This window comes from Ralstonia mannitolilytica, from assembly GCF_905397375.1.
Classification (GTDB): domain Bacteria; phylum Pseudomonadota; class Gammaproteobacteria; order Burkholderiales; family Burkholderiaceae; genus Ralstonia; species Ralstonia mannitolilytica.
Map to the genome: position 1 here is coordinate 14,532 of NZ_CAJPVG010000013.1, position 25,752 is coordinate 40,283.

Annotated in this window: 24 protein-coding genes; 19 read left to right on the forward strand and 5 right to left on the reverse strand. The window is 60.8% G+C overall.

Annotation, left to right across the window (positions count from 1 at the left end; genetic code table 11):
- The first annotated feature begins 3 nt into the window (after window positions 1–3).
- The 5 genes from KHN96_RS19630 to KHN96_RS19650 are packed head-to-tail and all read left to right on the forward strand — an operon-like array spanning window position 4 to window position 3,947.
- Entirely contained in the window at window positions 4–2,457 is a 2,454-nt protein-coding gene (locus KHN96_RS19630) for a heavy metal translocating P-type ATPase (RefSeq protein ID WP_004635213.1), read from the forward strand.
- The gene (locus KHN96_RS19635) at window positions 2,454–2,672 is read left to right on the forward strand and encodes a hypothetical protein (protein WP_004635211.1); all 219 of its coding nucleotides are present in this window, start codon (window positions 2,454–2,456) and stop codon (window positions 2,670–2,672) included. The genes KHN96_RS19630 and KHN96_RS19635 overlap by 4 nt, the downstream gene beginning before the upstream one ends.
- 14 nt (window positions 2,673–2,686) lie before the next feature.
- A complete protein-coding gene (locus tag KHN96_RS19640; protein WP_004635209.1) occupies window positions 2,687–2,986 on the forward strand; it encodes a YHS domain-containing protein in 300 nt (99 codons plus the stop codon).
- Window positions 2,987–3,030: 44 nt separating this feature from the next.
- On the forward strand, window positions 3,031–3,282 hold the full coding sequence (locus tag KHN96_RS19645; protein ID WP_004635207.1) for a DUF2933 domain-containing protein: 252 nt from the start codon (window positions 3,031–3,033) through the stop codon (window positions 3,280–3,282).
- 2 nt (window positions 3,283–3,284) lie between these two features.
- Window positions 3,285–3,947 (forward strand): methyltransferase family protein, encoded by a 663-nt coding sequence (locus tag KHN96_RS19650; protein ID WP_004635205.1) that lies wholly within the window; start codon window positions 3,285–3,287, stop codon window positions 3,945–3,947.
- 415 nt (window positions 3,948–4,362) lie between these two features.
- Here KHN96_RS19650 and KHN96_RS19655 read toward each other — a convergent pair whose 3' ends face one another.
- Together KHN96_RS19655 and KHN96_RS19660 are read right to left on the reverse strand one after the other, a co-directional pair.
- Entirely contained in the window at window positions 4,363–6,246 is a 1,884-nt protein-coding gene (locus KHN96_RS19655; protein ID WP_004635203.1) for a DUF3141 domain-containing protein, read from the reverse strand.
- A 186-nt stretch (window positions 6,247–6,432) separates the two neighbouring features.
- On the reverse strand, window positions 6,433–6,678 hold the full coding sequence (locus KHN96_RS19660) for a hypothetical protein (protein ID WP_004635201.1): 246 nt from the start codon (window positions 6,676–6,678) through the stop codon (window positions 6,433–6,435).
- A gap of 490 nt (window positions 6,679–7,168) precedes the next feature.
- Here KHN96_RS19660 and KHN96_RS19665 point away from each other — a divergent pair, with 490 nt between their 5' ends.
- The 6 genes from KHN96_RS19665 (at window position 7,169) to KHN96_RS19690 (ending at window position 14,328) form a co-directional block, all read left to right on the forward strand.
- Window positions 7,169–7,393 (forward strand): hypothetical protein, encoded by a 225-nt coding sequence (locus KHN96_RS19665; protein WP_004635200.1) that lies wholly within the window; start codon window positions 7,169–7,171, stop codon window positions 7,391–7,393.
- 39 nt (window positions 7,394–7,432) lie between these two features.
- On the forward strand, window positions 7,433–8,206 hold the full coding sequence (locus KHN96_RS19670; protein WP_004635198.1) for an outer membrane lipoprotein-sorting protein: 774 nt from the start codon (window positions 7,433–7,435) through the stop codon (window positions 8,204–8,206).
- Window positions 8,203–8,907 (forward strand): ABC transporter ATP-binding protein, encoded by a 705-nt coding sequence (locus tag KHN96_RS19675; protein ID WP_004635197.1) that lies wholly within the window; start codon window positions 8,203–8,205, stop codon window positions 8,905–8,907. Before KHN96_RS19670 ends, KHN96_RS19675 begins: the two co-directional genes overlap by 4 nt.
- On the forward strand, window positions 8,904–11,396 hold the full coding sequence (locus KHN96_RS19680) for an ABC transporter permease (protein WP_004635192.1): 2,493 nt from the start codon (window positions 8,904–8,906) through the stop codon (window positions 11,394–11,396). Before KHN96_RS19675 ends, KHN96_RS19680 begins: the two co-directional genes overlap by 4 nt.
- Window positions 11,389–12,534, forward strand: a complete 1,146-nt coding sequence (locus KHN96_RS19685; RefSeq protein ID WP_004635189.1) for a hypothetical protein — start codon at window positions 11,389–11,391, stop codon at window positions 12,532–12,534. Before KHN96_RS19680 ends, KHN96_RS19685 begins: the two co-directional genes overlap by 8 nt.
- 96 nt (window positions 12,535–12,630) lie before the next feature.
- Window positions 12,631–14,328, forward strand: a complete 1,698-nt coding sequence (locus tag KHN96_RS19690) for an ABC1 kinase family protein (RefSeq protein ID WP_004635187.1) — start codon at window positions 12,631–12,633, stop codon at window positions 14,326–14,328.
- A gap of 50 nt (window positions 14,329–14,378) precedes the next feature.
- Here the strand turns inward: KHN96_RS19690 and KHN96_RS19695 are convergent, their stop codons facing one another.
- Window positions 14,379–15,563 (reverse strand): methionine adenosyltransferase, encoded by a 1,185-nt coding sequence (locus tag KHN96_RS19695; RefSeq protein ID WP_004635185.1) that lies wholly within the window; start codon window positions 15,561–15,563, stop codon window positions 14,379–14,381.
- Between the two features lie 254 nt (window positions 15,564–15,817).
- Between KHN96_RS19695 and KHN96_RS19700 the strand changes: the two genes are divergently transcribed.
- The 4 genes from KHN96_RS19700 to KHN96_RS19715 are packed head-to-tail and all read left to right on the forward strand — an operon-like array spanning window position 15,818 to window position 18,347.
- On the forward strand, window positions 15,818–16,441 hold the full coding sequence (locus tag KHN96_RS19700; protein WP_004635183.1) for a LemA family protein: 624 nt from the start codon (window positions 15,818–15,820) through the stop codon (window positions 16,439–16,441).
- Window positions 16,438–17,319 (forward strand): TPM domain-containing protein, encoded by an 882-nt coding sequence (locus KHN96_RS19705; RefSeq protein WP_004635180.1) that lies wholly within the window; start codon window positions 16,438–16,440, stop codon window positions 17,317–17,319. Before KHN96_RS19700 ends, KHN96_RS19705 begins: the two co-directional genes overlap by 4 nt.
- Window positions 17,319–17,819: a TPM domain-containing protein gene (locus KHN96_RS19710; RefSeq protein WP_004635178.1), complete on the forward strand. Its 501-nt coding sequence runs from the start codon at window positions 17,319–17,321 to the stop codon at window positions 17,817–17,819. Before KHN96_RS19705 ends, KHN96_RS19710 begins: the two co-directional genes overlap by 1 nt.
- A gap of 51 nt (window positions 17,820–17,870) precedes the next feature.
- Window positions 17,871–18,347, forward strand: coding sequence for a hypothetical protein (locus KHN96_RS19715; protein ID WP_009241694.1), 477 nt, complete (start codon window positions 17,871–17,873; stop codon window positions 18,345–18,347).
- Window positions 18,348–18,503: 156 nt separating this feature from the next.
- Here KHN96_RS19715 and KHN96_RS19720 read toward each other — a convergent pair whose 3' ends face one another.
- Window positions 18,504–18,752: a hypothetical protein gene (locus tag KHN96_RS19720; RefSeq protein WP_004635173.1), complete on the reverse strand. Its 249-nt coding sequence runs from the start codon at window positions 18,750–18,752 to the stop codon at window positions 18,504–18,506.
- A 348-nt stretch (window positions 18,753–19,100) separates the two neighbouring features.
- Here KHN96_RS19720 and ppk2 point away from each other — a divergent pair, with 348 nt between their 5' ends.
- Both ppk2 and KHN96_RS19730 read left to right on the forward strand, forming a co-directional pair.
- Window positions 19,101–19,961: a polyphosphate kinase 2 gene (gene ppk2, locus KHN96_RS19725; protein ID WP_004635170.1), complete on the forward strand. Its 861-nt coding sequence runs from the start codon at window positions 19,101–19,103 to the stop codon at window positions 19,959–19,961.
- A 76-nt stretch (window positions 19,962–20,037) separates the two neighbouring features.
- Window positions 20,038–20,643 (forward strand): YqaA family protein, encoded by a 606-nt coding sequence (locus tag KHN96_RS19730; RefSeq protein WP_009241693.1) that lies wholly within the window; start codon window positions 20,038–20,040, stop codon window positions 20,641–20,643.
- Between the two features lie 112 nt (window positions 20,644–20,755).
- Here KHN96_RS19730 and ftsH read toward each other — a convergent pair whose 3' ends face one another.
- Window positions 20,756–22,696: an ATP-dependent zinc metalloprotease FtsH gene (gene ftsH / locus KHN96_RS19735; protein WP_009241692.1), complete on the reverse strand. Its 1,941-nt coding sequence runs from the start codon at window positions 22,694–22,696 to the stop codon at window positions 20,756–20,758.
- A 378-nt stretch (window positions 22,697–23,074) separates the two neighbouring features.
- Between ftsH and KHN96_RS19740 the strand changes: the two genes are divergently transcribed.
- Together KHN96_RS19740 and KHN96_RS19745 are read left to right on the forward strand one after the other, a co-directional pair.
- A complete protein-coding gene (locus KHN96_RS19740; protein ID WP_004635167.1) occupies window positions 23,075–24,670 on the forward strand; it encodes an oleate hydratase in 1,596 nt (531 codons plus the stop codon).
- 771 nt (window positions 24,671–25,441) lie between these two features.
- Entirely contained in the window at window positions 25,442–25,735 is a 294-nt protein-coding gene (locus KHN96_RS19745; RefSeq protein ID WP_004635162.1) for a heavy-metal-associated domain-containing protein, read from the forward strand.
- Window positions 25,736–25,752: the final 17 nt, after the last annotated feature.

Sequence of the window (25,752 nt, forward strand, 5' to 3'; positions counted from 1 at the left end):
GGCATGCCAAGCGATTCCATCGGACACCATCGTGGCGATCAAGTGGTCGGTCGGCAGAGCGCGCTGCGCATCGCTCAACCGGTCGTCGATGCCGGTCGCGTGCGCGATCCGGTTTGCGGTATGGAGATTTCCCCTGCGCAGGCAGCAGCCAGCACGGAAGTCGGGCATCAGCGCTATTGGTTCTGTTCTCGGCACTGTGAGAAGACTTTTCTCGCTGATCCGGCGCGATATCTCTCGCATGACGCGCATGACGCGCATGACCACGACGGCGCGGCCCATGATCACGCGCCAACCGGAGTTGCTGCGGTGTCCGCAAGCACGAAGCAACTGGCCAAGGACCCCATCTGCGGAATGATGGTTGACAAGGCCACTGCCTTGTCCGCAGAGCGAGGAGGGCGAAAGTACTACTTCTGCAGCGAGAGCTGTCTGCACACGTTTGAGTCGCCGGAGTCCGAACTGAAGGCGATGAAGACGCGCGTCACCATTGCCTTGACCGGTGTGCTGGCGTTGGCGGTGTTACGCGCCGGGGCGTTTCTGGCCTTGGCTGCAGGTGCGACCCTGCTGACTTGGGCGCCCATTCCGGCGCTGCCTTGGTTCACATGGGGAATATGGCTGTTCCTGCTGGTGACCCCCGTACAGTTCATTGGAGGTTGGAGCTTCTACAAAGGCGCGTGGAACGCGGTCCGCACGCGCAACATCAACATGGATTTCCTGATCGCGCTGGGTACGTCGGTAGCGTACTTCTACAGCGTGGTCGTGTTGTTCTTCCCATCCTGGTTGCCGGTGAAGGTGGCCGAACGCGATGTCTACTTCGAGGTGTCCGCGGTCATCATCGCTTTTGTGCTGCTGGGCAAGTACATGGAGGAGATCATCAAAAAGAAGTCCTCCGCCGCAGTCCGTCGCCTGCTTGACCTCAAGCCCGCTGTGGCGCACGTGATTCGCGATGGCAAGGAAGTCGAGATTCCCGCCGAAAGCATCATGGTCTCGGAGCTGGTAGTGGTCCGCCCCGGCGAGAAGATTCCAACCGATGGCAAGGTGACGGACGGGCAAACCAGCGTGGACGAATCGATGCTGACCGGGGAGTCGATGCCAGTTGACAAGAAGCCTGGGGCAACGGTGATCGGCGGTACGCTGAACCGGTCAGGCGCCTTTACGTTCCAGGCGACCCGCATCGGTGCGGATACGGCGCTGGCGCAGATCATCAAGATGGTAGAAGACGCGCAGGCAAGCTCGGCACAGATTCAGCGGCTGGCCGACCAGGTGACCGGCTATTTTGTGCCGGCGGTCGTGGGCGTTGCACTGCTGGCTGTCATCGGATGGACGCTCGCGGGGCATTTCCCGCAGGGGCTGCTCGCCTTTATTGCCGTGCTTATCATCTCCTGCCCGTGCGCTCTGGGTGTAGCGACGCCTGCCGCCTTGATGGTCGGCGTGGGAAAAGGCGCGGACGCCGGCATCCTGATCCGCGGCGGCGAAGTGCTCGAACGCGCTGAGAAATTGACCACCGTTGTCTTTGACAAGACGGGCACGATTACGCGCGGCGAACCGACCGTGACCGATATCCTGCCGCTTGGGACACACCAGGAAGCCGAGCTGCTCAGTATTGCTGCAGCGGTCGAGTCCGGCTCGGAGCATCCGCTGGGCGAAGCGATCGTCCGTGCCGCACAGCATCGTGAGCTGGCGACGCGTAAGGCGAACAACATCCAGGCGCTGTCGGGGATGGGTATTCAGGGGGCCATCGACGGCCAGCAGGCCTGGCTAGGAAACCGGCGCATGCTCGCGCAGCAGGCCATCTCAGTCGATACGATTGAAGCGACGCTGGCCGGGCTGGAGGCTGATGGCAAGACAGCGATGCTGGCGGGGATCGGGCATGAACTGCTTGGCATCATCGCCGTGGCCGATACGGTCAAGCCAGAGGCGTCAGAGGCCATTGCCATGCTCAAGTCGCGCGGCATCAAGGTGGTTCTGCTCAGTGGGGATAACCAGCGCACCGCGCAAGCTATCGGGCGGCAGGTCGGCATCGAGCGCGTAATCGCAGAGGTCATGCCGGAAGACAAGGTCAAGACCATCCAGGGCTTGCAGAAGGACGGCGAGGTGGTTGCCATGGTCGGCGATGGGGTCAACGACGCGCCCGCGCTCGCTGCGGCGGATATCGGCGTCGCTATCGGCTCGGGCTCGGATGTGGCCAAGGAGACCGGCAGCATCATCCTGATCCGCAATGACGTACGCGACGTGGCGGCTTCCATCGAGTTGTCCCGCGCCACGATGCGCAAGATCAAGCAGAACCTGTTTTGGGCCTTCTTCTACAACACCATCGGCATTCCGGTGGCGGCTTTCGGCCTGCTCAATCCCATCCTGGCGGCGGCGGCGATGTCGCTGTCCTCGCTTAGCGTGGTGGCGAATTCGGCCATGCTCAAGCGCGTGCGGCTGACAAGTAAGGCGCAGGAGGTGCCGGCATGAAACCCGCTGTCTGGTTCTGTGCCGCCGTGGCGACGGCGCTGGCCGCCGCCATCCTCTATTGGTACGGAATCTCACTGTTCTCGGTGCTGGTTGCGCTGATTCTCCTGGCCTGTCCGGTCTGGGTGATCTGGATGAGTTTGCGTCTTTCACGGCAAACCAGACGAGAGGTTGAGGCGGCAGTGGAGCGGGAACTGAAATCGCGTAGGAAGTCGTAAGACGGAGGTGGAAAATGACCTGGCTTTCGCAAAACCTGATCTGGATCGTGCTGGGCGGATTGGTGGTGGTGTTCCTTTGGCGCAGCCAAGCGATGCGCTCCAGAGGCGGCGAGGGTGCCGGCATGATGCACGGCGCTCCAGATGCAAACAGTGACCCAGTGACCGGAAACCGGGTTGACCCGACCCACGCCATCACGGCCAATTTTGAAGGGAAGACGTTCTACTTCGAGTCTGAGCAATCTCGCGCGGTCTTTCAGCAGAATCCTTCACGTTTCGTCCACCAACACCATCGCCATCACGGCGGGTGCTGCTAGCCAGCCTTTTTTCAAGCCGATTGCCTGTGGACGAGGAGGCTCGCATGAATGATCAAATGAACCCTGAAGATGGGCCGCACGCGGCGCACAGGACAGTCTTCAGGTCCAGGTGGGTTTTGATAGGCTTCCTGCTTGTGATCGCCTATTTCCTGTTCACGGAACATCGGGCACACGTGATCCCGTTCCTGCCCTTCCTGTTGCTCGCTACTTGCCCGTTGATGCACCTGTTCATGCACCACGGCCACCAAGACGAAGGGGGCGAGCCGTCAACGCACGTACATCCAAAGGGAGAGTAACGATGCAGCACGACACACAATCCGGCTACGGGCTCTGGTCGTTGGTCATCATCAACTCGGCCATCTTCATCATCTTCGCTTTCAGCTTCACCAAGCCAAAGACCTCGCGTGACTGGCGGTCCTTCGGGGCCTTCTCGGCGTTTCTCGTGGCGCTGTTTACGGAGATGTACGGGTTCCCACTGACGATCTACTTGTTGCTGCCCTGGTTGAGCAAGCATTTTCCCGGTATCGATTTCCTCTCTCACGACGCGGGGCATTTGCTGGAGGTGATGTTCGGCTGGCGCGCTAATCCGCATTTCGGGCCGTTCCACATCCTAAGCAACCTGCTGATCTTCGGTGGTTTCATCATGCTCGCTTCCGCCTGGCGGGTGCTGTATCTGGCGCAGCAGCAGCACCGTCTGGCCACCGGTGGACTCTATACCCGCATGCGCCATCCGCAATATGTGGCGTTTGTCCTGATCATGCTCGGCTTCCTGCTGCAGTGGCCGACGTTGCTCACGCTGATCATGTTTCCAGTGCTGGTCTGGATGTATGTTCATCTCGCGCTGACTGAGGAGCGAGATGCGCTGGCCGAGTTCGGCCGGGCATACGAAGCGTATTGTGAGCGCACACCACGTTTCATCCCCCGTTGGAGCAGTGGTGCGTCGAAGGCGTCGTCTCATTGATCACGACATCCTCGGCAGGAGGCAACCCTTCGCAGCCGCTGTAACAGAGTCCGCCACTCTGATCCTCTTCTCCACGTAATGCACGTTGGCTTGGCTGGCGGCGCCCGAACCTTTCGTGGATTTCATGGGCACGCTTTTCCATGGCGTAGATTTCAAGCATCTGCCGGCCAACTGCTCACGTGATGGTCCCTTCTGTATCCCGCCATCATGTTTGTAGTACGGTTCTTTGCGGCGGGCGCCTTCTTTTAGTCGCCGCACAACGGCCAGTTAGGTCAAAGAGAAAGCGCTGCCCGCTGAGGCTCGCGTTGCTAGTGCGCTTGGCCGGCAAATTCGAGCGCCCGTTGATTGGGCCATTGCCCATGTCTGGATCATCACAACCGCCCATTGGATATGCAGCTAAGAGTCGCCGGAAACCTCACCGCACGTCAGTGTCGCAAGCGCTGCAAGCTTGGCGAACCGTTGCTTCTCCAACGTCGCAGTCACGATGGTCTGATGCCGGAATATAAGACTGCGCAAACGAGTAGGGCCAAGATGGCCCGTAAAGCCACTGGAATGCCGTCTCGGCCACCAAGTCGCGCACTGACCGACCTGTCTCAAGTGTGTGTGTCAGCGTGGCGCTAAGCGCTTCTTCCGAAGCGCGCCAGATATTGTCTTCCCCGGCTTTTCGCCTGGAGGCCCTCACGCCCGCAGCCATGGCGGCTACGAGCAACAGCCATGGTTGGAACCGCTCGGACCATGCATAGCGCGTCCAGCGCATCGGATGGCTCCATTTCAGCCATTCAGCGCTCCACGGCGTTGCCAGCGCGCGCACGGTTGGGCTCCAGAACTGGTCATACAGCCGTTCGTTGATTTCCGAGACGGCGCGCACATGCTCGAACAGGGCACGCGGGTATGGGAATTGAATGTCTTCGACGCGACGCGGCTCAAACGTGACCCCGCGTTGGGAGTTGTTCTGTGGCGGCGCATCGGAGTGTTCCGACAGCTTCATCTCGTACAAGCCGGGCGGCAGCGCCTCAATCGCATCGAGGCTTTGCAGGATCGCGCGATGCTCGTGACGCGCCACGCTTGCGGAGACGAAAATGCCGAGGTGTCCGACATGCGGGTTGGTGAGATACACGATTCGCTGGCCGGCGGCGACCAGAGCTTCCGTACTTTCGTACACGACGGGAATCCAGCCGAGCGCCTGGTGCGGTGGCGTGATGTTGTCGCCGTACGAGGCAAAGATGACGATCGGTTTGCAAATGCGCCGTAAGTCGACCGTGCACTTACCGTCGACATGCACTTCGCCGGTTTCCAACTTGTTGCCGACAAAAAGATCCTGGATGGTTGCGACCAGTTCTTCCCGGCTGAGAAAGTAAAAGCCATTCCACCAGCGCTCGAATTCCAAAAACCGGTCACCTTCACCATCCGGATCGGCGAAGACAGTGTAGAGCTTGGTCCAGAGCGCGGACTCAGGCTTGAGTGCCTCGAAGTTCTGTACCAGCCATGCACCGTCAAAACGGCCGTTGCCCAGATCGGCAAGAAAGTTTGCTGACCACACGCCGCCGGTGAACGCCCCGAGCAGGCGCATCGGGTTGACGCCTGCTTCGCCGGACCAGTACGAGAGCGGGGAGCCGTTGAGCACCGCAGGGCAGGCGACGCGCTCGCAGCAGTGGGCAGACAGGAGCATCACTTCCCAGCCGGCCTGGCAGTTGCCGTAGAGCACCGGCGCCTGCCCGTCATGCCGTCGCGCGACCTCCTCGACGAAGGTACGAAGCGCGTTCAGGACGTCGCCAAGGGTCTGTCCGCGGCAGGGGGCCGGGAAGAAGCTGACAAAGTAGACAGGATGGCCTTCGGCGAGGGCCATGCCGACTTCCGAATCGCGCTTGAAGCCCCCAATGCCCGGTCCGTGACCGGCACGCGGGTCGATGACGATGACGGGGGTTGCATCCGCCCGAACCTGTCGCTCCAGGTGGTCGGTGCCACAGCGCGTGATACGGAGCAGGGCATAGTTGGCCGGGCGCTCGAAGGTTCGCGCATCCAGTAGCAATTCGTAGTCGAAATGCAGCGGTGGCGGCAGGCCGGCCTCCTCATGGGCCAACATATTGTTGGCGCGTTGCCGCAGGATATCGATGAACAGAATCCACCGCTGCGTGACATCCACCCAGTAGTCCCACCCTTGCTCAAGAGGGGGCTCGGCAGGTGCCGGCTGTGGCTCGGCCTGGTGGTCCGGTTCGCTAACCAACCGCAGCGCCGGGGCTGCTACACCCGGCGCCGATCGGGCCGGACGTCGTTTGCGCTGTACCGTACGGTCTGTCATCACACCACCTCATCACTTCCTGTGAAAGTCGTGATGTCCGTCACCAGACAGTGCGGACACGGGCTGCAAATCATGCGGTGCAACTGCATGGGCCTTGTAGGCCAGCTTAGCCGCATCGGGCCGAACTTCGTTGTCGCAGGTCAGGTGAATTGAAGCGCGGGCTCTTTTCTGAGCCCGCGCGCAGACTTACTTGGTATCGGGATGGAAATGCTTGGACTTGTCCCTGCCCTTGGTGTCCTCGGCGGGGGCGGCCGCCGGCGCGCTGGCGGCGGAAGCGCCAGCTTTCTCGGCGACGTGCGAATGCGGTTTCATTTTGTGCGCGCCGGAGGCTTCGGATGCCATGGGCATGTCGTTGTCCGTGGCAAATACGCCGGCCGACATGGATGCGGCGGTTGCAAGCAGCAGTGCGGAAAGGATGGTTTTGCGGTTCACGTTGTGTCTCCTAGCGATAAAAGTTGGCGGTTCAGTTTTGCAGTCCATTCTGGGTGATGAGGGGCCACTATTGCACTGACTCCTGCTGGATAGCGACCGTGGCTTGATCCATGTCAAGCCGGATCGGCGCTCCATGTCTCATTTCACCCAGCCAATAGCAGGATGTTTGGTCTCGTACGCCATGCCCCAATGCTCTTGGGCAGGGGCGGTGGGTGCGGGGATGGTTTCCATGAGCGGGGTATCGGCAGTCTGCCAACTGCTTCCCGATGGGAAGCTGACCGGAAGGTGACTTTTCTGTCATGCATTCCAGTTGCTTGATCTTCAGGTGCATGTTTCTGGCACATGGGGGCTGAAATGGCGACGGGTAAGCTATTACCTGCTACGCAATTGGATCGAATATGCCTTGATCCAGGTAAAGCGATGCCGCCCATAAAGGTGTAACGTGAATTGTGCTTGGGGTTACACCTTGGGTTTCACGAGGAGGTGCACGATGATGGTTCACGGGTTCGACATGGCCGGCTATGGTCTCGCTCACTGGATCACGTTTGCCGTCATGGCGGTGGTATTGCTGTATCCCATCGGCCGAATCCTGATGCGGATCGGGTTGTCGCCTTTTTGGGCCATTCTGGTGCTGGTGCCATTCTTCAACCTGATCGGGCTTTGGGTGCTGGCATTTGTCGAATGGCCACGGCAAGGGTCTGGCCGTCCTGGCTAGTCGGATGCCATGAAATCGTTCAGCTGCCCGGATGGCACCATGGTTCGCAAGGCCATTCCCTCTCTGGTGTCCGCGTGCCTTGTGGCGTTTGCTGCCGCATGCATGGTGGGTGGGGCTTGGGCTGAGGAACCAGACGGCCGCACGCTCGTCGATCGCGTCGATACCCTGCTGTGGGGCAAGACGCTGCAAGGCGAGTTCCAGATGACGATCACCACACCGCGCTGGCAGCGCGCGCTTGACCTGCGCGCCTGGATGGAGCGGCCGCGGCGCTCGTTCATCCGCGTTCTGGCGCCGGCCAAGGAGGCCGGTATTGGGTCGCTGCGTATCGGCTCGGAGATGTGGAACTACCTGCCCAACATCGAGCGCACCATCAAGATTCCGCCGTCGATGATGCTGCAGCCCTGGATGGGCTCCGACTTCACCAACGACGACTTGGTCAAGCAAAGCAGCGCCGTGGATGACTACACGCATCGGGTTCTCCGCACGGAGGTGCTGAACGGCGCCGCGTCTTACGTGATTGAATCGATTCCCAAGCCGGATGCCGCCGTCGTGTGGGGAAAGATTCTCTACTGGATTCGGCAAGCGGATACGATTCCGCTCAAGCAGTATTACTACAACGAGCGCAACGAACTGGTGCGGGTCCTGACGTTCTCCGACGTTGGCCCGATGGGTGGCCGCACCATTCCGACCAAATGGGAAATGCGCCCCGTGAATGATCCAGGCCACGCAACCGTGATCGTCGTCAAGGCCGCGCGCTACGACCAGCCGATTGACGACGAACGCTTTACGCAGCGCAATCTGCAAAAGCCATGAATGCTGCAGCCGATACAGTCGTCAAGCTCGTAGGTGTCTCCAGGCTGTATCGGCAAGGTGCCAGCGTCGTGCATGCGCTGCAGCATATCAATCTGGAAATCCGCAAAGGCGACTTTGCGGTGCTGGTAGGGCCGTCCGGCTCGGGCAAGACAACGCTCCTGAACGTGATCGGTGGCTTGGACTCACCCACCGAAGGCCATGTCTGGGTCGACGGCAGCGAGATCGGGACACTGGGTAAAGCCGCGCTTTCGGACATCCGCTTGCGCAAGATCGGCTTCGTCTTCCAGGAGTTCAATCTGATTCCCGTTCTTTCCGCGCTAGAAAACGTGGAATTCGTGATGCTGTTGCAGGGGGTGCCAGAGATGCAGCGCCGGGACCGCGCCATGACGCTGCTCAAGGAACTGGGATTGGAAGGGATGGAGCACAGGCGTCCGCAGCAACTCTCCGGTGGGCAGCAGCAGCGCGTGGCGGTGGCGCGCGCCATCGCGGCCGAGCCGATCATCGTGCTGCCCGATGAGCCGACCGCCAATCTGGATTCCAAAGCCGGCGCCGCGCTCATGGACATGATGAAGGCCATGAATGAACGGCGCGGCGTGACGTTCGTGTTCTCCACCCACGACCCGATGGTGGTCGAACGCGCGCGGCGGGTCATTCGCCTGCGTGACGGCCGGATCGAAGCCGATGAGCGCCGACCGCCATGATGCTGCTGCCACTCGCCGTGCGCAATGTGCTGCGCAACCGCAGGCGTTCCGCCATCACCATCTCGTCGATCGCCATCGGCCTAGCGGCGATGATCTTCAACTGGGGATTCACCGCTGGCATGAACCGCGAGATGGTCGAGAACACCACGCGGTATTTCGCCGGCGATGCGCAGGTGCATCTCAAGGGCTACCACGACGATCCGATCCTTGATCTCGCCATGCCAGACTCGGCCCCCATCCTGCATGCCGTGCGCAACGAGGCTGGGGTGGCAGCCGCCAGCATCCGCCTGGAAACCAAAGCGCTGGCCAGCCGGGGCGACAAGTCGCGCGGCCTCATGCTCGTCGGCGTCGAGCCGGCAGACGAGGCGCAGGTGACGATGCTCTCGGACGCCATCGTGGCCGGGCAGCCGCTGACGACCGGCGCGCCCGGCGTGCTGATCGGGGAGATGCTTGCTGAAGCGCTCGCGGTGCGGCCCGGGCAGAACATCGTGTTCGTGGGGCAGGGCTACGACGGCTCGATATCGAGCGGAAAGTATCCGGTGCGCGGCATCTTCCGCAGCAAGATCGACGATCTCGACGGCTACGTCGCCGTGATGCCGCTGCCTGTTGTGCGGGAGTTTCTCTCCGCGCCCGGTGGCGCCACCGCCATCGCCCTGCGGCTGCGCGAGCGCTCGCGCCTGGAGCCGGTCAGCGCGGGGCTCGCCGAGCGCCTGGGAGATCGTTACGAAGTCGTGGGGTGGCCACGGCTGCTACCGATGGTAGCGGTCAGTTCGCGCTTTCACGAGGTCACGACCTACGTGGTGCTGTTGGTGTTCTTCGTGGTGGTCGTCTTCGCGGTGGCGAATCCTGTGCTGATGTCCGTGATGGAGCGCACGCGCGAATTCGGCATCATGCTTGCCGTCGGCATGAGCCGCACGCGCGTGCTTCGGCTGGTCCTGTATGAATCGATCCTTCTGGGCATCGTTGGCCTGATCGTCGGCAACGCCGTCGGCTGGACAGTGACGGCGTATTTCGCGCGCGCGGGTATCCATCTGCACGGTTTTGAAGCCGGGCTGCGCACGATGCCCGGGCTGTCCGACGTCGTCTATCCGGTGGTGAGCGCCGAGCGTGGCGTCGTGCTGTCAGTGGCGGTCTTCGTCATTGCCGGGCTGGCGGCACTGTATCCCGCTGCCAAGGCCGTGCAGTTGCGGCCCATCGAGGCGATTCGCGGGCTACCCGCTGCCATGCGGGTGTCGTCACGAAACACGGGCGATTCCCGCTTGCCGGTGTTCGTGCTGCTCGCACTGCGCAACCTGCTGCGCAATCCACGCCGCACGGCCCTCATGGCCGCAGGCGCTGCCTTCGGCATCGTGGGCTTTGTCTTCATCCTGGGGTTTTTCGACGGATTCTTCGACCAGACGATCGAGAACTCCACGCGTTATCTGACGGGGCACATCCAGGTCGAACGCAAGGGCTTTCGCAAGGATTATGCCCCCGAGCTTGCCATCGACGATGCCGTCTCGCTGCTGCAAGCCGTCCGGGGCACGCCTGGCGTGATTGCGGCTGCGCCGCGCACCCAGGTCCAGGCGTTGGCCAGCACGGCCTCGAAATCCGAAGGCATCATGCTCATCGGCATCGATCCGGTGGCGGAGGCTAAGGTCACGTTCATTTCCCGCACGGTTGTCCAGGGACGGGCGCTCATACCTGGCGCCGATCGCGAAGTCATGATTGGCCGCAGGCTCGCCGACAAGCTCGGTGTCCGCCTGGGCGAGAAGATCGTCGTCATGGCCCAGGCCGCCAACGGCGAGCTCGGCACGGCAGCCTACGGGGTGGGGGGCATTTTCTCGACGGAAAGTGCCAGTTTCGATGGCGCATTTGCTTTTGTCACGCTGCCAGCGGCGCAGTCGTTGCTTGCGCTCGGTTCACGCGTTTCCACCATCAATGTCCGGCTGGAGGATCGCGCGCACGTGTCCGCTGCCGTTGCCCTGCTACGCGCGCGTATCGGTGGCACCGACGTGACGCTGATACCGTGGCAGGAACTCTTGCCGCAGCTCGAAGACATGGTCCGGCTCCTGCGCGTGGTGAGCAGTATCATCCTGGCGGTGCTGCTTCTGGTGATTACCACGTCGGTCATCAATACCGTGTTCATGGCCGTCACCGAGCGCACGCGCGAGTTTGGCGTGATGCTGGCGCTTGGCACGTCGCCCGCCGCCTTGAGGCGCATGGTCGTATATGAGTCCATCGCCTTGCTGTTGATCGCGTCTGCCGTCGGGTATGGCGCCGGCATTGCGCTGGTGCTGTATCTTGGGCATGCCGGTATGGACCTGTCGAGCTTCTTCGCCGGATATTCCGCCATCCCCGGGTTGACCGGCATCGTTTATCCGCGCATTTTCGGTGCGACGGTGGTCCCGCCGGGTATTGCGCTGTTGATTGCCGGCGTGCTGGTTTCGCTCTATCCCGCGGCCAAGGCGGCGCGGCTCGATCCAGTGCAAGCGATACGCCATGTTTAAGCAAGCCGTGCCGTTCGGACTTCTGGCGGCTCTGGCCTTCGGAGCCTCGGCGCAGGAGACGTCGCAGTCCGGGTTGAAATTTTCCGGTTACTACAAGAGCTTGCTGGAGGAATCGGAAACCATCGTGCCCGGCGGGCAACGCTATCTGCTCGATCTCAATCGCCTGCGGCTGCAGTTGCAGGGCAAGCTCTCCGAGCACGTCGCCGTGGATCTGCAGTACGACAACGAATTGCTGTTCGGCAGCTACCTGCACACCGCACAGTTCGCAAGCCAGAGCAGTCTCGCGCCGGATCAGTACCTGGATCTCGACGGCAATTACCTGCGTGGCGGCTCGTACTACGGCCAGCACCGGCTGTATCGCGGCAACGTCACCCTGTCATCGGGCGACACCGATGTGCGCATCGGGCGGCAGCGCATCGCATGGGGAACGGGCCGTTTCTGGAGCCCGCTCGACCTGCTGAACCCCCTGAACCCGACTGCCATCGAGCGCGAGGAGCGCGTGGGTGTCGACGCGGTGCTGGCCGAGCACAAGCTGGGGCCCATCTCCCGCATCAGCGCTGTGTACGCGCCGGGGCACGGTGGCGCGGACTCCAGCGCGGCATTCAATTGGCACGCCAACACGCATGGCGTGGACTATTCCATTGTCGGCGGGCGCTTCGGCAATGAGCAGGTCGCCGGCTTCGATCTCGCGGGGCAGATCGGCACGGCGGGCATTCGTGGTGAGTTCACGCAAGTGCGTGCCAAGACTGGCTCGACCTATCAACGTGCCGTTCTCGCGCTCGATTATGCGTTTGCGAACACGCTCACGCTTAGCGCCGAGCTCTACTACAACGGCGCCGGCACGACCAATGCCGCCGCGTACGATTTCACGTCGCTGTTGACCGGCAAGATTCGCAGCGTTGCCAAGCACTATGCTGGTGGCTACATGAGCTACGAAATCACGCCGCTGCTCAAGTGGGAGGGCTATGTGGTGGTCAATTTGGACGACCATAGCCGTTTCGTTTCGCCCCTGCTGACCTATTCGATCAAGACGAATCTCGACTGGCAGATCGGCGCCCAGTTCTTTATGGGCAGCAGTGGCAGTGAGTTTGGACATTTCCATCACATCTACTACACGCAGATACAGTGGTTCTTCTAAAACGATAGTGCTTGCCGGCTGTCGACGTCCGGAAAGCTGGGCTCGGATGCGTGCATGGCGCGGCAATGGGGAAGGTGGGCAACGAGGAGAAGGAACATGGGCGTCATAACGCATGCGAATCCCGAACCAGCGGTGCGCGAGCGGGTGCCCGCTGAACTGCCACGGCTCTTGTACATCCTGCGCGCATTGGCCGGGGCAGGGTGGGCGCATTATGTGGAGCGGCTACGGATTGGCCGTGACGCACTCGAAGCTTCAGTTGAGGCGGTGCAAGCGACCGATCAGGATGCAAAGCGGCTGAGAGCTACGCTCGAAGGGCTGGGGCCCGCGTTCGTCAAGTTTGGCCAGCTTCTGAGCCTGCGGCGCGATATGTTGCCGGAGGTCTATATCGAGGAGCTGCAACGGCTCCAGGATGATGTCGCTGTTTTCCCTGGCGAGCAGGCGCGTGAGATTGTCGAGCGTGAACTGGGCAAATCCGTTCACGCGTTGTTCACCAGTTTCGATGAGACGCCCCTGGCTGCCGCGTCGATCGGCCAGGTCCATACGGCGCAGTTGATTGACGGCACCAGCGTGGTGGTCAAGGTGCAGCGCCCCGGCATCGAGCCCATCATTCATGCCGATGTCAGGATCATGCGCTTCTTGGCCCGTCAACTGGAGCGGTATGTGCCGGAGAGTCGCCGATTTGGCCCGGGCGATCTGGTGGAAGAGTTTGCCCGGCTCATCAACGAAGAATTGGACTATCAAGTCGAGGCGCGCAACGGCGATCTCCTGAGGGAGAATTTGCAGGATGATAAGCACGTCTTCGTGCCCCGCATCTTTTGGGAGCAGACCAGCCGACGTGTCTTGACCATGGAGCGCAGTTTCGGCAAGAAGCTTACGCATATTCCGTCGTCCGAACAGGAGAGCCGACGGCGCGTGGCGCAGGCGCTGATGGCATCGTTCTTGAAGCAGGTCTTCGAGGACGGCTTCTTTCACGGCGACCCGCATCCGGGCAACGTATTTTTGCTGGAGGACGGCCGGCTTTGCTTTCATGACTTTGGCATCATGGGACGGCTGTCCGCCTATGATCAGGAAGCCTTGGCCCAGTTGATTCTCGCCGTCAGTTCCGGCGAGGTGTCATGGATGGTGGATGCCTATTTCGAGATGGGGGTGGCGACCGAGGGGGTGGATCGTGAGGCATTTACCCGCGATGCTTCGCAGGCACTTGACGCATACTACGAAGCCGCCGGGAAAGGCTATTCGTTCGGCGAAATTGTCCGCCAGTTTGCGCTGCTCAGCCAGCGCCATCGGATCAAACTGCCGCGCCAGTTTCTGCTGGTCTCGAAAGCGTTCATGCTGGTCGAATCGCAAGCGTTGACGCTCGCCCCGGACTTCAACGCACTCGCGTCCTTGCGGGAATATGCGCCGCATTTGCTCGGCCGCAAACTATTGCAGGGGGCGAATGTACAGACCGAGTTCAGCAGGGGATTCCGCACCTTGCGCGCGCTGCATCACGCCGCCGCCTTGCTGCCCGACATTCTGAACCGCACGGTGGAGGCGCTCAGCAGCGGTAAGGCGACGCTGCATATCAAACACGACCAGTTGCAAGGATTGGAAGCGCATATCGACCGTGCAAGCAACCGGCTGAGCTTGAGCTTGATTATTGCGAGCGTCGTGATTGGCTCCTCAATCGTCATGGCGTTCCACAGCGGTCCGCACTATGCGGGCATTCCAGTGCTGGGGCTTCTGGGTTTCGTCGTCGCCAGCGTGATGGGCCTCGCTTGGGCGGTTGCGATCCTGCGATCAGGAAAGTTCTAGAGGCGCCGCTACAAGCAATGGGGCCTCGAAAGCAACGATGCAGCGCTCCGCTAAAAGACGGCGATGGCACCCGTGGCCAACTCCCGTATCAGCGCTGGAAGCGCCGCCAAATGCTGCGCGGTCAGCTCGCGAACTTGCCGCTGCCGCGCAGCGGAGAACCCACCCGCCGCTGCAAGGTCGATCGCCACCAACTGAGGCTGGTCGACCGGGTGGCCGATTGCCGAGAGCAGCCTGACCGTCACTTCATCCACGCCTTCGATGTCGGCATGAATGCTCGCCGCCAATCGATGTGCCAGCACGTTGTAGAGCTTGCCGACATGCGCGGCCGGATTCTTTCCCGCTGCCGCTTCCAATGACATCGGGCGGTACGGCGTGATCAAGCCGTTGACGCGATTGCCGCGGCCGACCTCGCCATCGTCGCCGTGCTCCGCACTTAACCCGGTCACGGTCAGGTAAATTCCGCTCTCGTCAAGCGTAGCTGGGTCATCCAGGGTGTTGATCCCGATATGGCACGCCGTCGGCAGACACCCAGCCAGGTACGCTGCCAATCGGCCCTTGAGTGTGAAATAGTCTTCAATACTTCCCACGTCTCGGTCGACGAGTGCGAGCGCCACGGTAAGGCCGAAGTGCGCGCCCAGCCGGTGCCCCATGATCTTAAAATCCGCCCCAGCCGCATCAAAGGCGCTGCGAAATTCGTTGGAGCGCAGGACGCGCGCAGCGCAAAGGACCGTGTCTTCGAGTCGGGAGCGGGGTGCGTACCCGACGCCGAAGGAGGTGTCGTTGGCCAGCGGAAGCGCCGCCTGCTGGATAACACGCTGAAGATTCGGCGCCGAAGGCCTCAAAACAAGCTCGATGCCGATGTCATTGCCTGCCTTTCCCAAGGTTGCCACCAGGTATTCGCGGATGGATTGCTCGACGAGTGACGTGGCCGAAGCCGACGGCAACTCGGTCACGGGGCCGCAGACGATCAGCCGCGCGGGACGCAGAACTTTGCCGCCGCCGAACCGTGGCTGGCTGATGCCTCCGATTAACAGCGCCTTATCCAGGTTGAAGTGCTGAATCGCTCCGTATGCTTGCAGATAGGCTCGGGATAGGGCGCAGGCTGCCGCCTCGACGGCGCCATCGCACAGGCTGTCCGGATGGCCGAAGCCCTTGTGCTCGGCAATTTCGGTTTGTGTGGCTTCCAGCGTCGACGTGGTCGAGATGGAGAGTGCAATTTCGCCGACAGTCCGCATGATAAGACGCTCCTGCCCAAATCCGATTGGGTCATTCTATTCACTGGCAGTCCAGTTTGGTATTAAGACCGTCCCCTCGGGGGTCGCGATTGTGGGCCTTGAGCGACATCAACAAATTCGCCGCCCGAGTGACTAGCATGGAAACAGGACACCCGGAGCGGCATGGGCTCTTGTGTGGCAGGAACGGCATGGTTGGCCCATGCGCGGTGTTCCCATGCCTCCGGGGCTAAGAATCTCGAAAATGGAGGTGTCTGATGCGAGCAGCATGGTCAGTCGTTGTTGCGGTAATTTTGGCAATCAGCCTCTCGGGGTGCGGCTATAACACCATTCAAGCGCAGGATGAACAGGTCAAGGCAGGCTGGTCTGAAGTCGTGAACCAATACCAGCGGCGCGCCGACCTGGTACCGAACCTGGTCAACACGGTCAAGGGTTACGCAAGTCATGAGAAAGAGGTGTTGACGGAGGTGACTGAGGCTCGCGCGCGTGTCGGCGCCATCCAAGCCTCGCCTGCGTTGCTCAATGATCCGCAGGCGTTTGCCCGATTCCAGTCGGCGCAGCAGCAGTTGACCGGATCGCTGTCCCGACTCCTTGCCGTGTCGGAGAACTACCCGCAGTTGAAGGCAGATGCTGGGTTTCGCGATCTGCAAGCACAGCTTGAGGGGACCGAGAACCGGATCACCATTGCACGAAATCGGTACATCCAATCGGTACAGAGCTACAACGTGACCGTGCGCTCATTTCCATCGAATCTGACCGCGAAGGCCTTCGGCTATCAGGAGAAGCCCAATTTCACCGTTGCCAACGAGACGGCCATTGCCAAGCCGCCCCAGGTGGAATTCGGTTCGCCGTCCGCCAGTGCGCCGGGGAGCTCCAAGTGAACCTCCTCAAAATCGCGCGTGGCTTGCTTGTGGCAGCGGCTGCGCTCGTCTCTTTTGGGGCGGTTGCCGAAGTTGCCGTGCCACCCTTGACGGCGCGGGTGACTGACCAGACCGGCACACTCACGCCTGGGCAACTAGCAGAGCTAGAACAGACGCTGCAAGCCTTCGAAAACAAAAAGGGCGTGCAGATCGCTGTACTGATCGTGCCCAGCACACTGCCCGAAGCCATCGAACAGTATTCGCTGCGCGTGGTCGAGCAATGGAAGTTGGGGCGAAAGCGCGTCGACGACGGCGCACTGCTGATCATCGCTAAAGACGACCGCACACTTCGCATTGAAGTCGGGTACGGGTTGGAAGGTGTCCTAACCGATGCGACAAGCAAGCGCATCATTAGCGAAGTCATCTCGCCGCGGTTCAAGACTGGCGATTTTTATGGCGGCGTGAAAGACGGTGTTCAGAGTATGCAAGCCGTGATTGAGGGTGAAGCACTGCCGCCCCCCTCACGGTCGACGCGCGACGGAGGCGTATCCGTTCGGTCCTATATGCCTGTCATTCTGGTGTTGACGTTGGTGTTTGGCGGCGCGCTGCGAGACTTCCTTGGCCGTTTTCCGGGGGCGGTTGCAGCGGGCGGCGCCGTCGCCCTAGTCGCTTGGTTGCTTTCGGGCGCCATTTTTGTCGCGTTTACGGCGGGAGTGATCGCGCTCATCTATACGCTATTGGGTCCGGGCATGGTTGGGCACGGAGGCTCTTGGTCTACAGGCTCACGCTCGGGCCGCGGGGGATTCGGCGGTGGCAGCGGCGGTTTCGGCGGTGGCAGCGGCGGTTTCGGTGGAGGCGGCGGTGGTTTCGGTGGTGGTGGTGCCTCGGGAAAATGGTGATGGAAAACATCAAGCGAATTCTTTCCCATCTACTGACGACGCACTGGCGCGTCAGGCGAGCGTTCCCGCGCAAGGCGATGCGGGCCATCGGGCAAGCGATCGCTCAAAGCGAGTCGTCCCATGTCGGGCATCTGTGCTTTGCCGTGGAAGGCGCGTTGAGCTTCTCTGCGCTATGGAAGGGGGTGACGGCGCGGGAACGGGCTCTTGAAGTCTTTTCGCAACTGCGTGTGTGGGACACAGAGCAGAACAACGGCGTCCTGATTTATCTATTGCTGGCGGACCGCAGTGTCGAGATCGTTGCCGACCGTGGCATTCACGCGCGGGTTGGTGCTCAAGGATGGCAGGCGATCTGCAGCCAGATGGAAGCCGCGTGTCGGCGCGCCGAATATGAGCGCGGTGTGATCGACGGGATACGATCCATCACGCTGCGCCTGACGCAGCATTTCCCGGCGCGCGACCGGCGCGAGCAGAGGTTGCCCGGCAAGCCGGTCATCCTGTGAAGACGCAGAAATCTCTGTTTGATATTTGCGAAGTCGCGGTAGGAGGTGAATATGTTGTCTCTGCGCTCATTTGTTCCCTACGCTGCGGTGATTTGTGTCTTGGCGCTGCCGTCGGTGGAAACGCTCGCGCAAGCGCGGCTCGAACGTGAGGGCGTCGTCCTCTACTGGGGGTTGATTCCCGCCGCCATCGCCTCGGAAAGGCTCGACTTGGAGGAGTCGCATGGCGCACCTTCACCGGGAGGCGGCCGCCCTCACCACTTGCTAGTGGCGTTGTTTCGTGCCGACGGCTCCCGTATCACAGATGCCGTGGTGCGTGCGCAACTCAAGGAAGTCGGGATCGTTGATTCGCCGCCGAAGTATCTGACGCCCATGGTTATCAACGGCCAGGTTTCCTACGGCCAGGTGTTCACCTCGGTGCTGAGTGGGCGCGTGTATTTCCGCGTACTGGTGAAACTTGTTGACCGAACGAATGACATCGAATATCGGATTTCGGTCTCGCCTCCGCACATCGGCGGAAGTGAACCTTGATACCGGATGGAGCATGGCCGATACTGTGCCGACCAATGCATCTCGGCGGATTCGCCAAGCCTGTAAGACGATGATTGGACGTCGAAAAGGTCAGCAGCGACCAAGACCTGTCAACTCAGGTTGAGGGCCATGATCGCGTAGACATTTCGTAATGCCTCAACTCGACGAGCCACCGGTGGCCGGATAGCGCGTGTCGCCCGTCCATGCGCCGTCCGAGTAGATCTCAAACTTTCCAGCCTTGGCGCCATCAGTGTACGGATCGCGCGCGTCAGCAGCCCGCGCCCCGTCGGTGTAGACGTCGCGCTGAGCGAGGGCCCCGTTGCTGGAGGTTGCTGCGCTGGAAATGTTCGCGCCGAGAGAAATCAGCGCGGCTGCGATCAAGACGGTCTTCTTGGTGTGGTTCATTGCATTCTCCTGAAGTGGTTGGACTCAAAGGACTTGCTATGGGAGCCACTATAAGAATCCGCCCCTGACCGAGCGATGACGACCACATTACGAGAGCGTCATTCGGGCAAAGGATCGCGCAATAGTCGCGCTGATCCATGTCCTCCTGAATTCGACCATACATCGGAGGGCGCTTGACTCACATCAACCGCGCAAAATTGGCAGGTGCTTAAGCTTGTTCACCCGTTCGTAGGTTCAAAATGTGGTTGTCTGCCCATTTGAGCGTTTCGTAACAACGAAACCGCCATACGGCTGATGACGCTCTGGAGCGTTACTCCCGTTTCCATAGCCAACGCCGGAGGTGCGCATATGGCAAAAGGCAAGTCGAAGAAAAAGACCACTTCATCGGACGCCGAACACGTAACTGGCTTATCGTCCAGCCAGGCGCGAGTCGATGCTGCCAAAGGAGTCCAGGGTCGCGAGGACTACGAGGCGCAACTGCACCTGCTGCAAATTGAATTGGTCAAGCTTCAACGGCATTTCATCGGGTGTGGTGACCGCATCCTTGTCCTGCTGGAGGGGCGGGATGCGGCAGGCAAAGACGGCAGCATCAAACGCATTATCGAATTTCTCAGCCCCCGCGAGACGAGGGTGGTAGCGCTGGGTAAGCCGTCAGATCGCGAGCGCACCGGCTGGTATTTCCAGCGCTACGTGCCCCATCTTCCTCTCGCCGAAGAGTTTGTCCTCTTCAACCGCAGCTGGTACAACCGGGCAGGCGTTGAGAGCGTGATGGGCTTCTGCACTGCTGAGCAGTATGACGAGTTCATGTACTCCGTGCCCCACTTCGAGGAAATGCTCGTCAATTCCGGTATCAAGCTGCTTAAGTACTACCTCGACATCAGCAAAGCCGAGCAAGCTCGCCGACTTGCCGAGCGGCGCCGCGATCCGCTCAAGCAGTGGAAGACGAGCCCGGTCGACGCCGTGGCGTTGAAGCATTGGGATGCCTATACGACGGCACGCAACGCCATGCTGATGCATACGCACACGGCTGCCGCGCCATGGCACATCGTGCTCGCCGACGACAAGCGCACGGCCAGGCTCAACTTGATTCGTCACATCCTGTCGCGGCTGCACTACGCGGGCAAGAAGAACAAGCTGGTCGCTCCCGATCCTGAGGTCGTGTTCGAATTTTCGAAGGAGTGCCTCGATGCGAAACGTCTCGCATCCTGATGCTATCCAGCAGACGCAATCGATAAGGAGGAGACGCTTGAAGGTCGTCTGCGTGAGCGATGAAGGCAACTGAGCAATGCTACGCCTGAGCCTGCAGTCCGGTCTGCTCCGTGCCCTAACCCGGCGGGCCGACTCGCGCGCGTTCCCACTGGTGGTTGCCGGGGCAGCACTGGCGGCGGAACTGTCGATGTCGGTTCCATTTGCCAGCCTGCTGATGGCCGCAGTCCTGTTGGCGCCGCGCCGCTGGGTGTCCATCGCGACTTTGGCCAGCCTGGGGGCCGCTGTTGGCGCTCTCGTGCTGTACCTCGTCTTTCATCACCTGGGGTGGAACCGGTTGTTCGCTGCCTACCCGGACGTGGTGCGATCCACCGCGTGGCGTGATGCGACCCACTGGCTCGAACACTACGGCGTCGTATCGCTTTCGGTCATTGCCGCATTACCGGTGCCTCTCACCCCCGCTCTCATGTTTGCGGCGATCTCGCGACTTCCGGTCGCAGAGGTCATCGCCGCACTGTGGCTCGGCAAGTTGGCGAAATACCATGTTTACGCCTGGCTCGCCTCGCGATTTCCGGATCGGCTTGTGCGCCACGGCCGGCGCCATGTCGATACGTTGCGGGCAGTGCTCGGCAACGGCACGAAGGCTGACGGTGGCACAACCCCCACGCGGGGAGGGCGTCGGTAGCTCAATACACCATCGGGGCGCCTGTCTCACGTGGTGAACGCATTGATTGCCGGCAGCCGGCCGCGCTTTGGCGTGGTTGCGTTCTTGGCATGCCATGGCATCAATCTTCGCTCTATGTGCCTTGCGTTTTTTGGTCCGGTTTCCCCGTTGCAGTTGACTCCTCGATATTCGCGACGGGCTTGGGCGGAGGCATTGGCGTCACCTTCGCTGACAAAAACATGTCCAGGTCTTGGCGGTCAACCACTTCCTTCTCGAGAAGTAATTGGGCCAGAGCATCGAGCTTGGTCCGCTGTCCTTCCAGCGTCGCTTGTACGCGATGACTTGCTTCTGCCAATAGCTTACGGACTTCAGCATCAATCATCTGTGCGGTGCTCTCGCTGTATTCATTGCGTTCGCGCTGCATTAGCCCCGTCCCAGCAAAGAGCGGGTTCGGCATATTCTCGTACGTGGCCAGGCCCAGCTGGTCGCTCATGCCAAACTGGGTAATCATCTGCCGAGCCATGTCGGTTGCGCGCTGCAGGTCGTTCTGTGCGCCCGTGGATACGTCGCCGAAAATGAGCTGTTCCGCAATACGGCCACCGAGCAAGACATCGAGCCGGTCAAGCAGTTCGCTGCGCTTGAGCAGGTAGCGGTCCTCGGTTGGGGTCTGTTGCGTGTAACCCAACGCCGCAACGCCCCGCGGAATGATGGAAACTTTGGAGACACGGTCAGCCAGCGGCCGATGCTCCGCGACGATGGCATGTCCTGCCTCGTGGAATGCGATAGTTTCCTTCTCCTTCGGATTCATCACGCGGTTCTTTTTTTCCAGGCCGCCGACGATCCGGTCAAGCGCCTCGTCGAAATCTGCCATCTCGACCATTTGCTTGCTCTTGCGCGCGGCAAGGAGCGCGGCTTCGTTAACCAAGTTGGCAAGATCGGCACCTGCGAACCCCGGGGTCCGTCCGGCGAGTTTAGTCAGGTCGACCTCAGGAGCGAGGACAACGCCCTTGACGTGAACTTTGAGAATCTGCTCCCGTCCCTTGAGGTCAGGCCGGTCCAGTGCGACGTGGCGGTCAAAGCGACCGGGGCGAAGCAGGGCGGGGTCCAGTATCTCGGGTCGGTTTGTGGCGGCCATGATGATGACGCCTTTGTTGCTATCAAAACCGTCCATCTCGACCAGAAGCTGGTTCAGTGTTTGTTCGCGCTCCTCGTTGCCGCCGACCGCATTCAGTGCTCGCGTCTTTCCGAGTGCGTCAAGCTCATCAATGAAGATGATGCAGGGGGCTTTGGTTTCGGCTTGCTTAAAGAGATCGCGGACCCGTGCTGCACCCACACCAACGAACATCTCGACGAAGTCGGAGCCGCTCATGCTGAAGAATGGCACGCCGGCTTCGCCTGCCACGGCCTTTGCCAATAAGGTCTTGCCAGTGCCCGGGGCCCCAACCAGCAGCACGCCCTTGGGAATTTTTCCGCCCAGGCGCTGGTACCGCTGAGGATCTTTCAGGAAGCTAACAATCTCCGACAGCTCCTCCTTGGCTTCGTCGATTCCAGCCACGTCGGCAAAAGTCACGCCGGTCTCCTTTTGCATGTAGACCTTTGCCTTGCTCTTGCCAATTTCCATCATGCTGCCGGCGGCGCCGCCCACGCGCTTGATGAGAAAGCTCCAGATACCGAAAAAGATGACGGCCGGCACAACCCACGAGAGGATCGTGCTCAGCCATTTGTTGTCGGGCTGCCCGACGAAGCGCACCTTTGCCGCTTCGAGCTCCTGCACCAGCTCAGGATCGGCCACTCGAAGCGTGGAGAAGGCGTGGTCGCCCTTTGCCTCTCGGCGGATTTCCTCGATCTGCTGCTTGGCAAGGAGATTGTCGATACCTTCTGTCGAGAAGGTTCCGCTGATAGCCTGCTCACCAATAGCCACGTCCTTGAGCTTGCCAGCCTTCAGTAGGACCTTGAAATCGCTGTATGGGATCGTCTCGACATGCCCCGACACGAAGAGCGTCTGGATTGCAAGCATGGCCAGTATGGTCACGAGCACGTACCAGAGGGAGAACTGTTGCTGTCGCGGTTCCATGGGATTCTTCTCCAAGTCGACCTTATTGAAAGTGAGTCTGGTCTCCAATGCTGGGAAGGTTGGTGGGCGGCCTGGGTAGGCGCCGGACAACCGCGCATTGGTATGCGTTCCCAGTATTGACGCTTGGAAATCGCCGAGGTTGACCTTCATCAACCCGCGACATTGGGGCCGCGCGCGCGGGCGCAAGCGCCGTGGCTTCTCCATGGTTGTGCCCAGCCGATAGGGGATGTGTCGCGGAAAGCAAACATGACAAATCCATTACGGCGGCATGAGACTCAACAGCAACTTGCGCTGGCGCAAAGTATCGATCGCATACCCACCTAAAGTATTCCCAAGTCGCGTTGCTCATTGAGCATCCACACAGAATCAGAGGATTCCATGGCTGAGGTAACGAAGAACGAGCACCGTAGCGCATACCTGGTTGGCAGCGGCATTGCGTCATTGTCGGCTGCCGTGCTGCTGATTCGCGACGCAGGCTTCAAGGGGGAGAACATCCACATCTTGGAGGAACAGCAGGTGGCCGGTGGTGCGCTCGATGGCTCCGGTGATCCGCACAAAGGCTATGTAACTCGGGGCGGTCGCATGTTCACCGAAGAGACTTATGTCTGTCTGTGGAACGTGCTCGACAGCATTCCGTCGCTGGATGATCCGAAAATCAGTGTCAAGCAGCAGGCCTGGGCCTTCAACGCCGAATGGCGCTCGGATTCACACGCCCGGCTGATCGACGGGCAACGCCGTATCCTCGACGCTGCCGATCTGGGTTTCAACCTCCATGACCGGTTGGAGATCATGCGATTGCTGGCCACGCCAGAAGGGCTGCTGCATACGCTTCGCATTGAGGACTGTTTCTCGCCGCACTTCTTCGAGACCAACTTCTGGGCCATGTGGCGTACGACCTTCGCCTTCCAGAACTGGCACAGCGCGATCGAACTCAAACGCTATATGTTGCGCTTCTTGCAGGAGTTCCCGCGTATCCACACGTTGGCCGGCGTACGGCGCACGCCGCTGAACCAGTATGACGCGATCGTGCGGCCGATGGAGCAATGGCTGAAACAGCAGGGTGTGGTGTTCGAATATGGCACAAAGGTGGAGGATGTCGACTTTGTTGAAACCGGTGACGGCCGGCGAATTGGACTGCTGCGCGTGGTGCGCGGCGGACAGCCGATGGCCTATGACGTGCGGCAAGAGGATCTGGTGCTCATCACCATCGGCTCGATGACCGCCGACGCGTCTTATGGGGACGACCACCATGCACCGGAACTGGTGCGCGACAAACGCGATGGCGCCTGGACTCTGTGGGAGACCATGGCCCGTAAGGAACCTGGGCTCGGGCGGCCGAATGCGTTCTGTGGCAACGTCGACGAAAGCAAGTGGGAGTCGTTCACCTTGACGATGCGCAGCCCGGCGCTTGTGCACCGGATTGAGACCTTTACCGGCAATGCGCCAGGCACCGGCGGTCTGATGACGTTCAAGGATTCGAGTTGGCTGATGTCGATCGTCGTGCCTCACGCGCCGCACTTCGCCGGACAGCCGAAAGACATGTACACCCTGTGGGGCTACGGGCTCTTCGTGGACAACAAGGGCGATTACATCGACAAGACGATGGCCCAGGCAACCGGCCAGGAAATCCTCACCGAGCTGCTGCACCATTTGCATTGCGAGGACATTCTTGACGAGGTCTGTCGTACCACCACTGTGATCCCGGTGATGATGCCGTACATCACCAGCGAATTTGAGCGCCGCGAGCCTTCGGATCGGCCGCCAGTGATCCCGCACGGAGCGAAGAACTTCGCGCTGCTTGGGCAGTATGTTGAGATCCCTCAGGACGTAGTGTTCACCGTCGAATATTCGGTTCGCGGCGCGATGCACGCGGTTTATGGGCTGCTGGGCTTGAAGAACGAGATCCCGGCCATTTACCACGGGATTGCTGACCCAGGCGCTGCGTTTGCGGGCCTGAAGACGTTGTTGAGTTGAACCGTCGGACGGTTTACGGTTGATTTGTATCAACCGGAGGTTGGACATCCGCGCCTAGGCTGACTCTGTGTGACCGTTCCTCTCTTTGGGCAGAAATCATGTTCTTCCACTCCCGACATCTACGCCGCTGGGCAGCTCAAATGCTACTGGTGTGGCTGTTGGGTCTGGCCGTCGGCATCGCAAACGCGTGCGCTGTCGCGGATGCAGGTAAGGCCGCAGCGCCGGCATCTGGCCACGTGTCAGCCCACAGTCATGGACACCATGCGGATGCCGACGATGATGGCTGTGACGATAGCGGCAAGATTGCCTGCCACAGCTTCTGCGAAAAGTCCTCAACCAGCATTCCCCGTGTGCTGTCGGATCATGACAAGCCTCTCATTCCGGTGGCCGTGCCATTACCGATGAGCATGGCATCCACGCCGGAGGTGGACCGCTGCAGTGTGCACCGTCAGTCCAATCCCCGGCCAGCGGACAAGTTCGCGTCTATACCAATCGTCTTCCTCCGGTTGACGCTATAGCGCTCTGTCGCTGTTTGGCAGTGCGCGGCTTTGTCTTACGTATCGCCTTGACGCGCATCCAGTGCGGACACCGCCAAAGGTGCGTTGCAACACGCCGTTCCATCGTCAATGCACTGAACAAAAGCGGCCTTGGTCGGCATTCGCCCCGAGCGTCTCGATTGCGTTCTTTCTCTACTGCCGGAAAGTGTCTGGCGCTGTGTTGAACGCAGTCGCAGTGAGATTTTCAACGTCACCTCCTAAAAGGATTTCTTCCATGGACACTATCGAACTGAAGATCAAGGGCATGAGCTGCGGCTCTTGCGTCTCGTCGGTTACTCATGCACTGCAGCGAGTGCCTGGTGTGGATGCCGTCGACGTGGATCTGGCGCGCGGTATCGCGCGCGTCAGCGGTAACGCCCAGGCCGCGCCCGCAATGCTGGCCGCGCTGGCAGCAGCCGGTTACGAAGCCGAGTCGCTTAGCACTGGCGCCGGAGCGAAGACGGAGCATGCCCACCATGGTGACGTCCCAACCGGCACTGCTCACAAGAGCGGTGGATGCTGCCACTGATAGACCGCTAGGAGGGG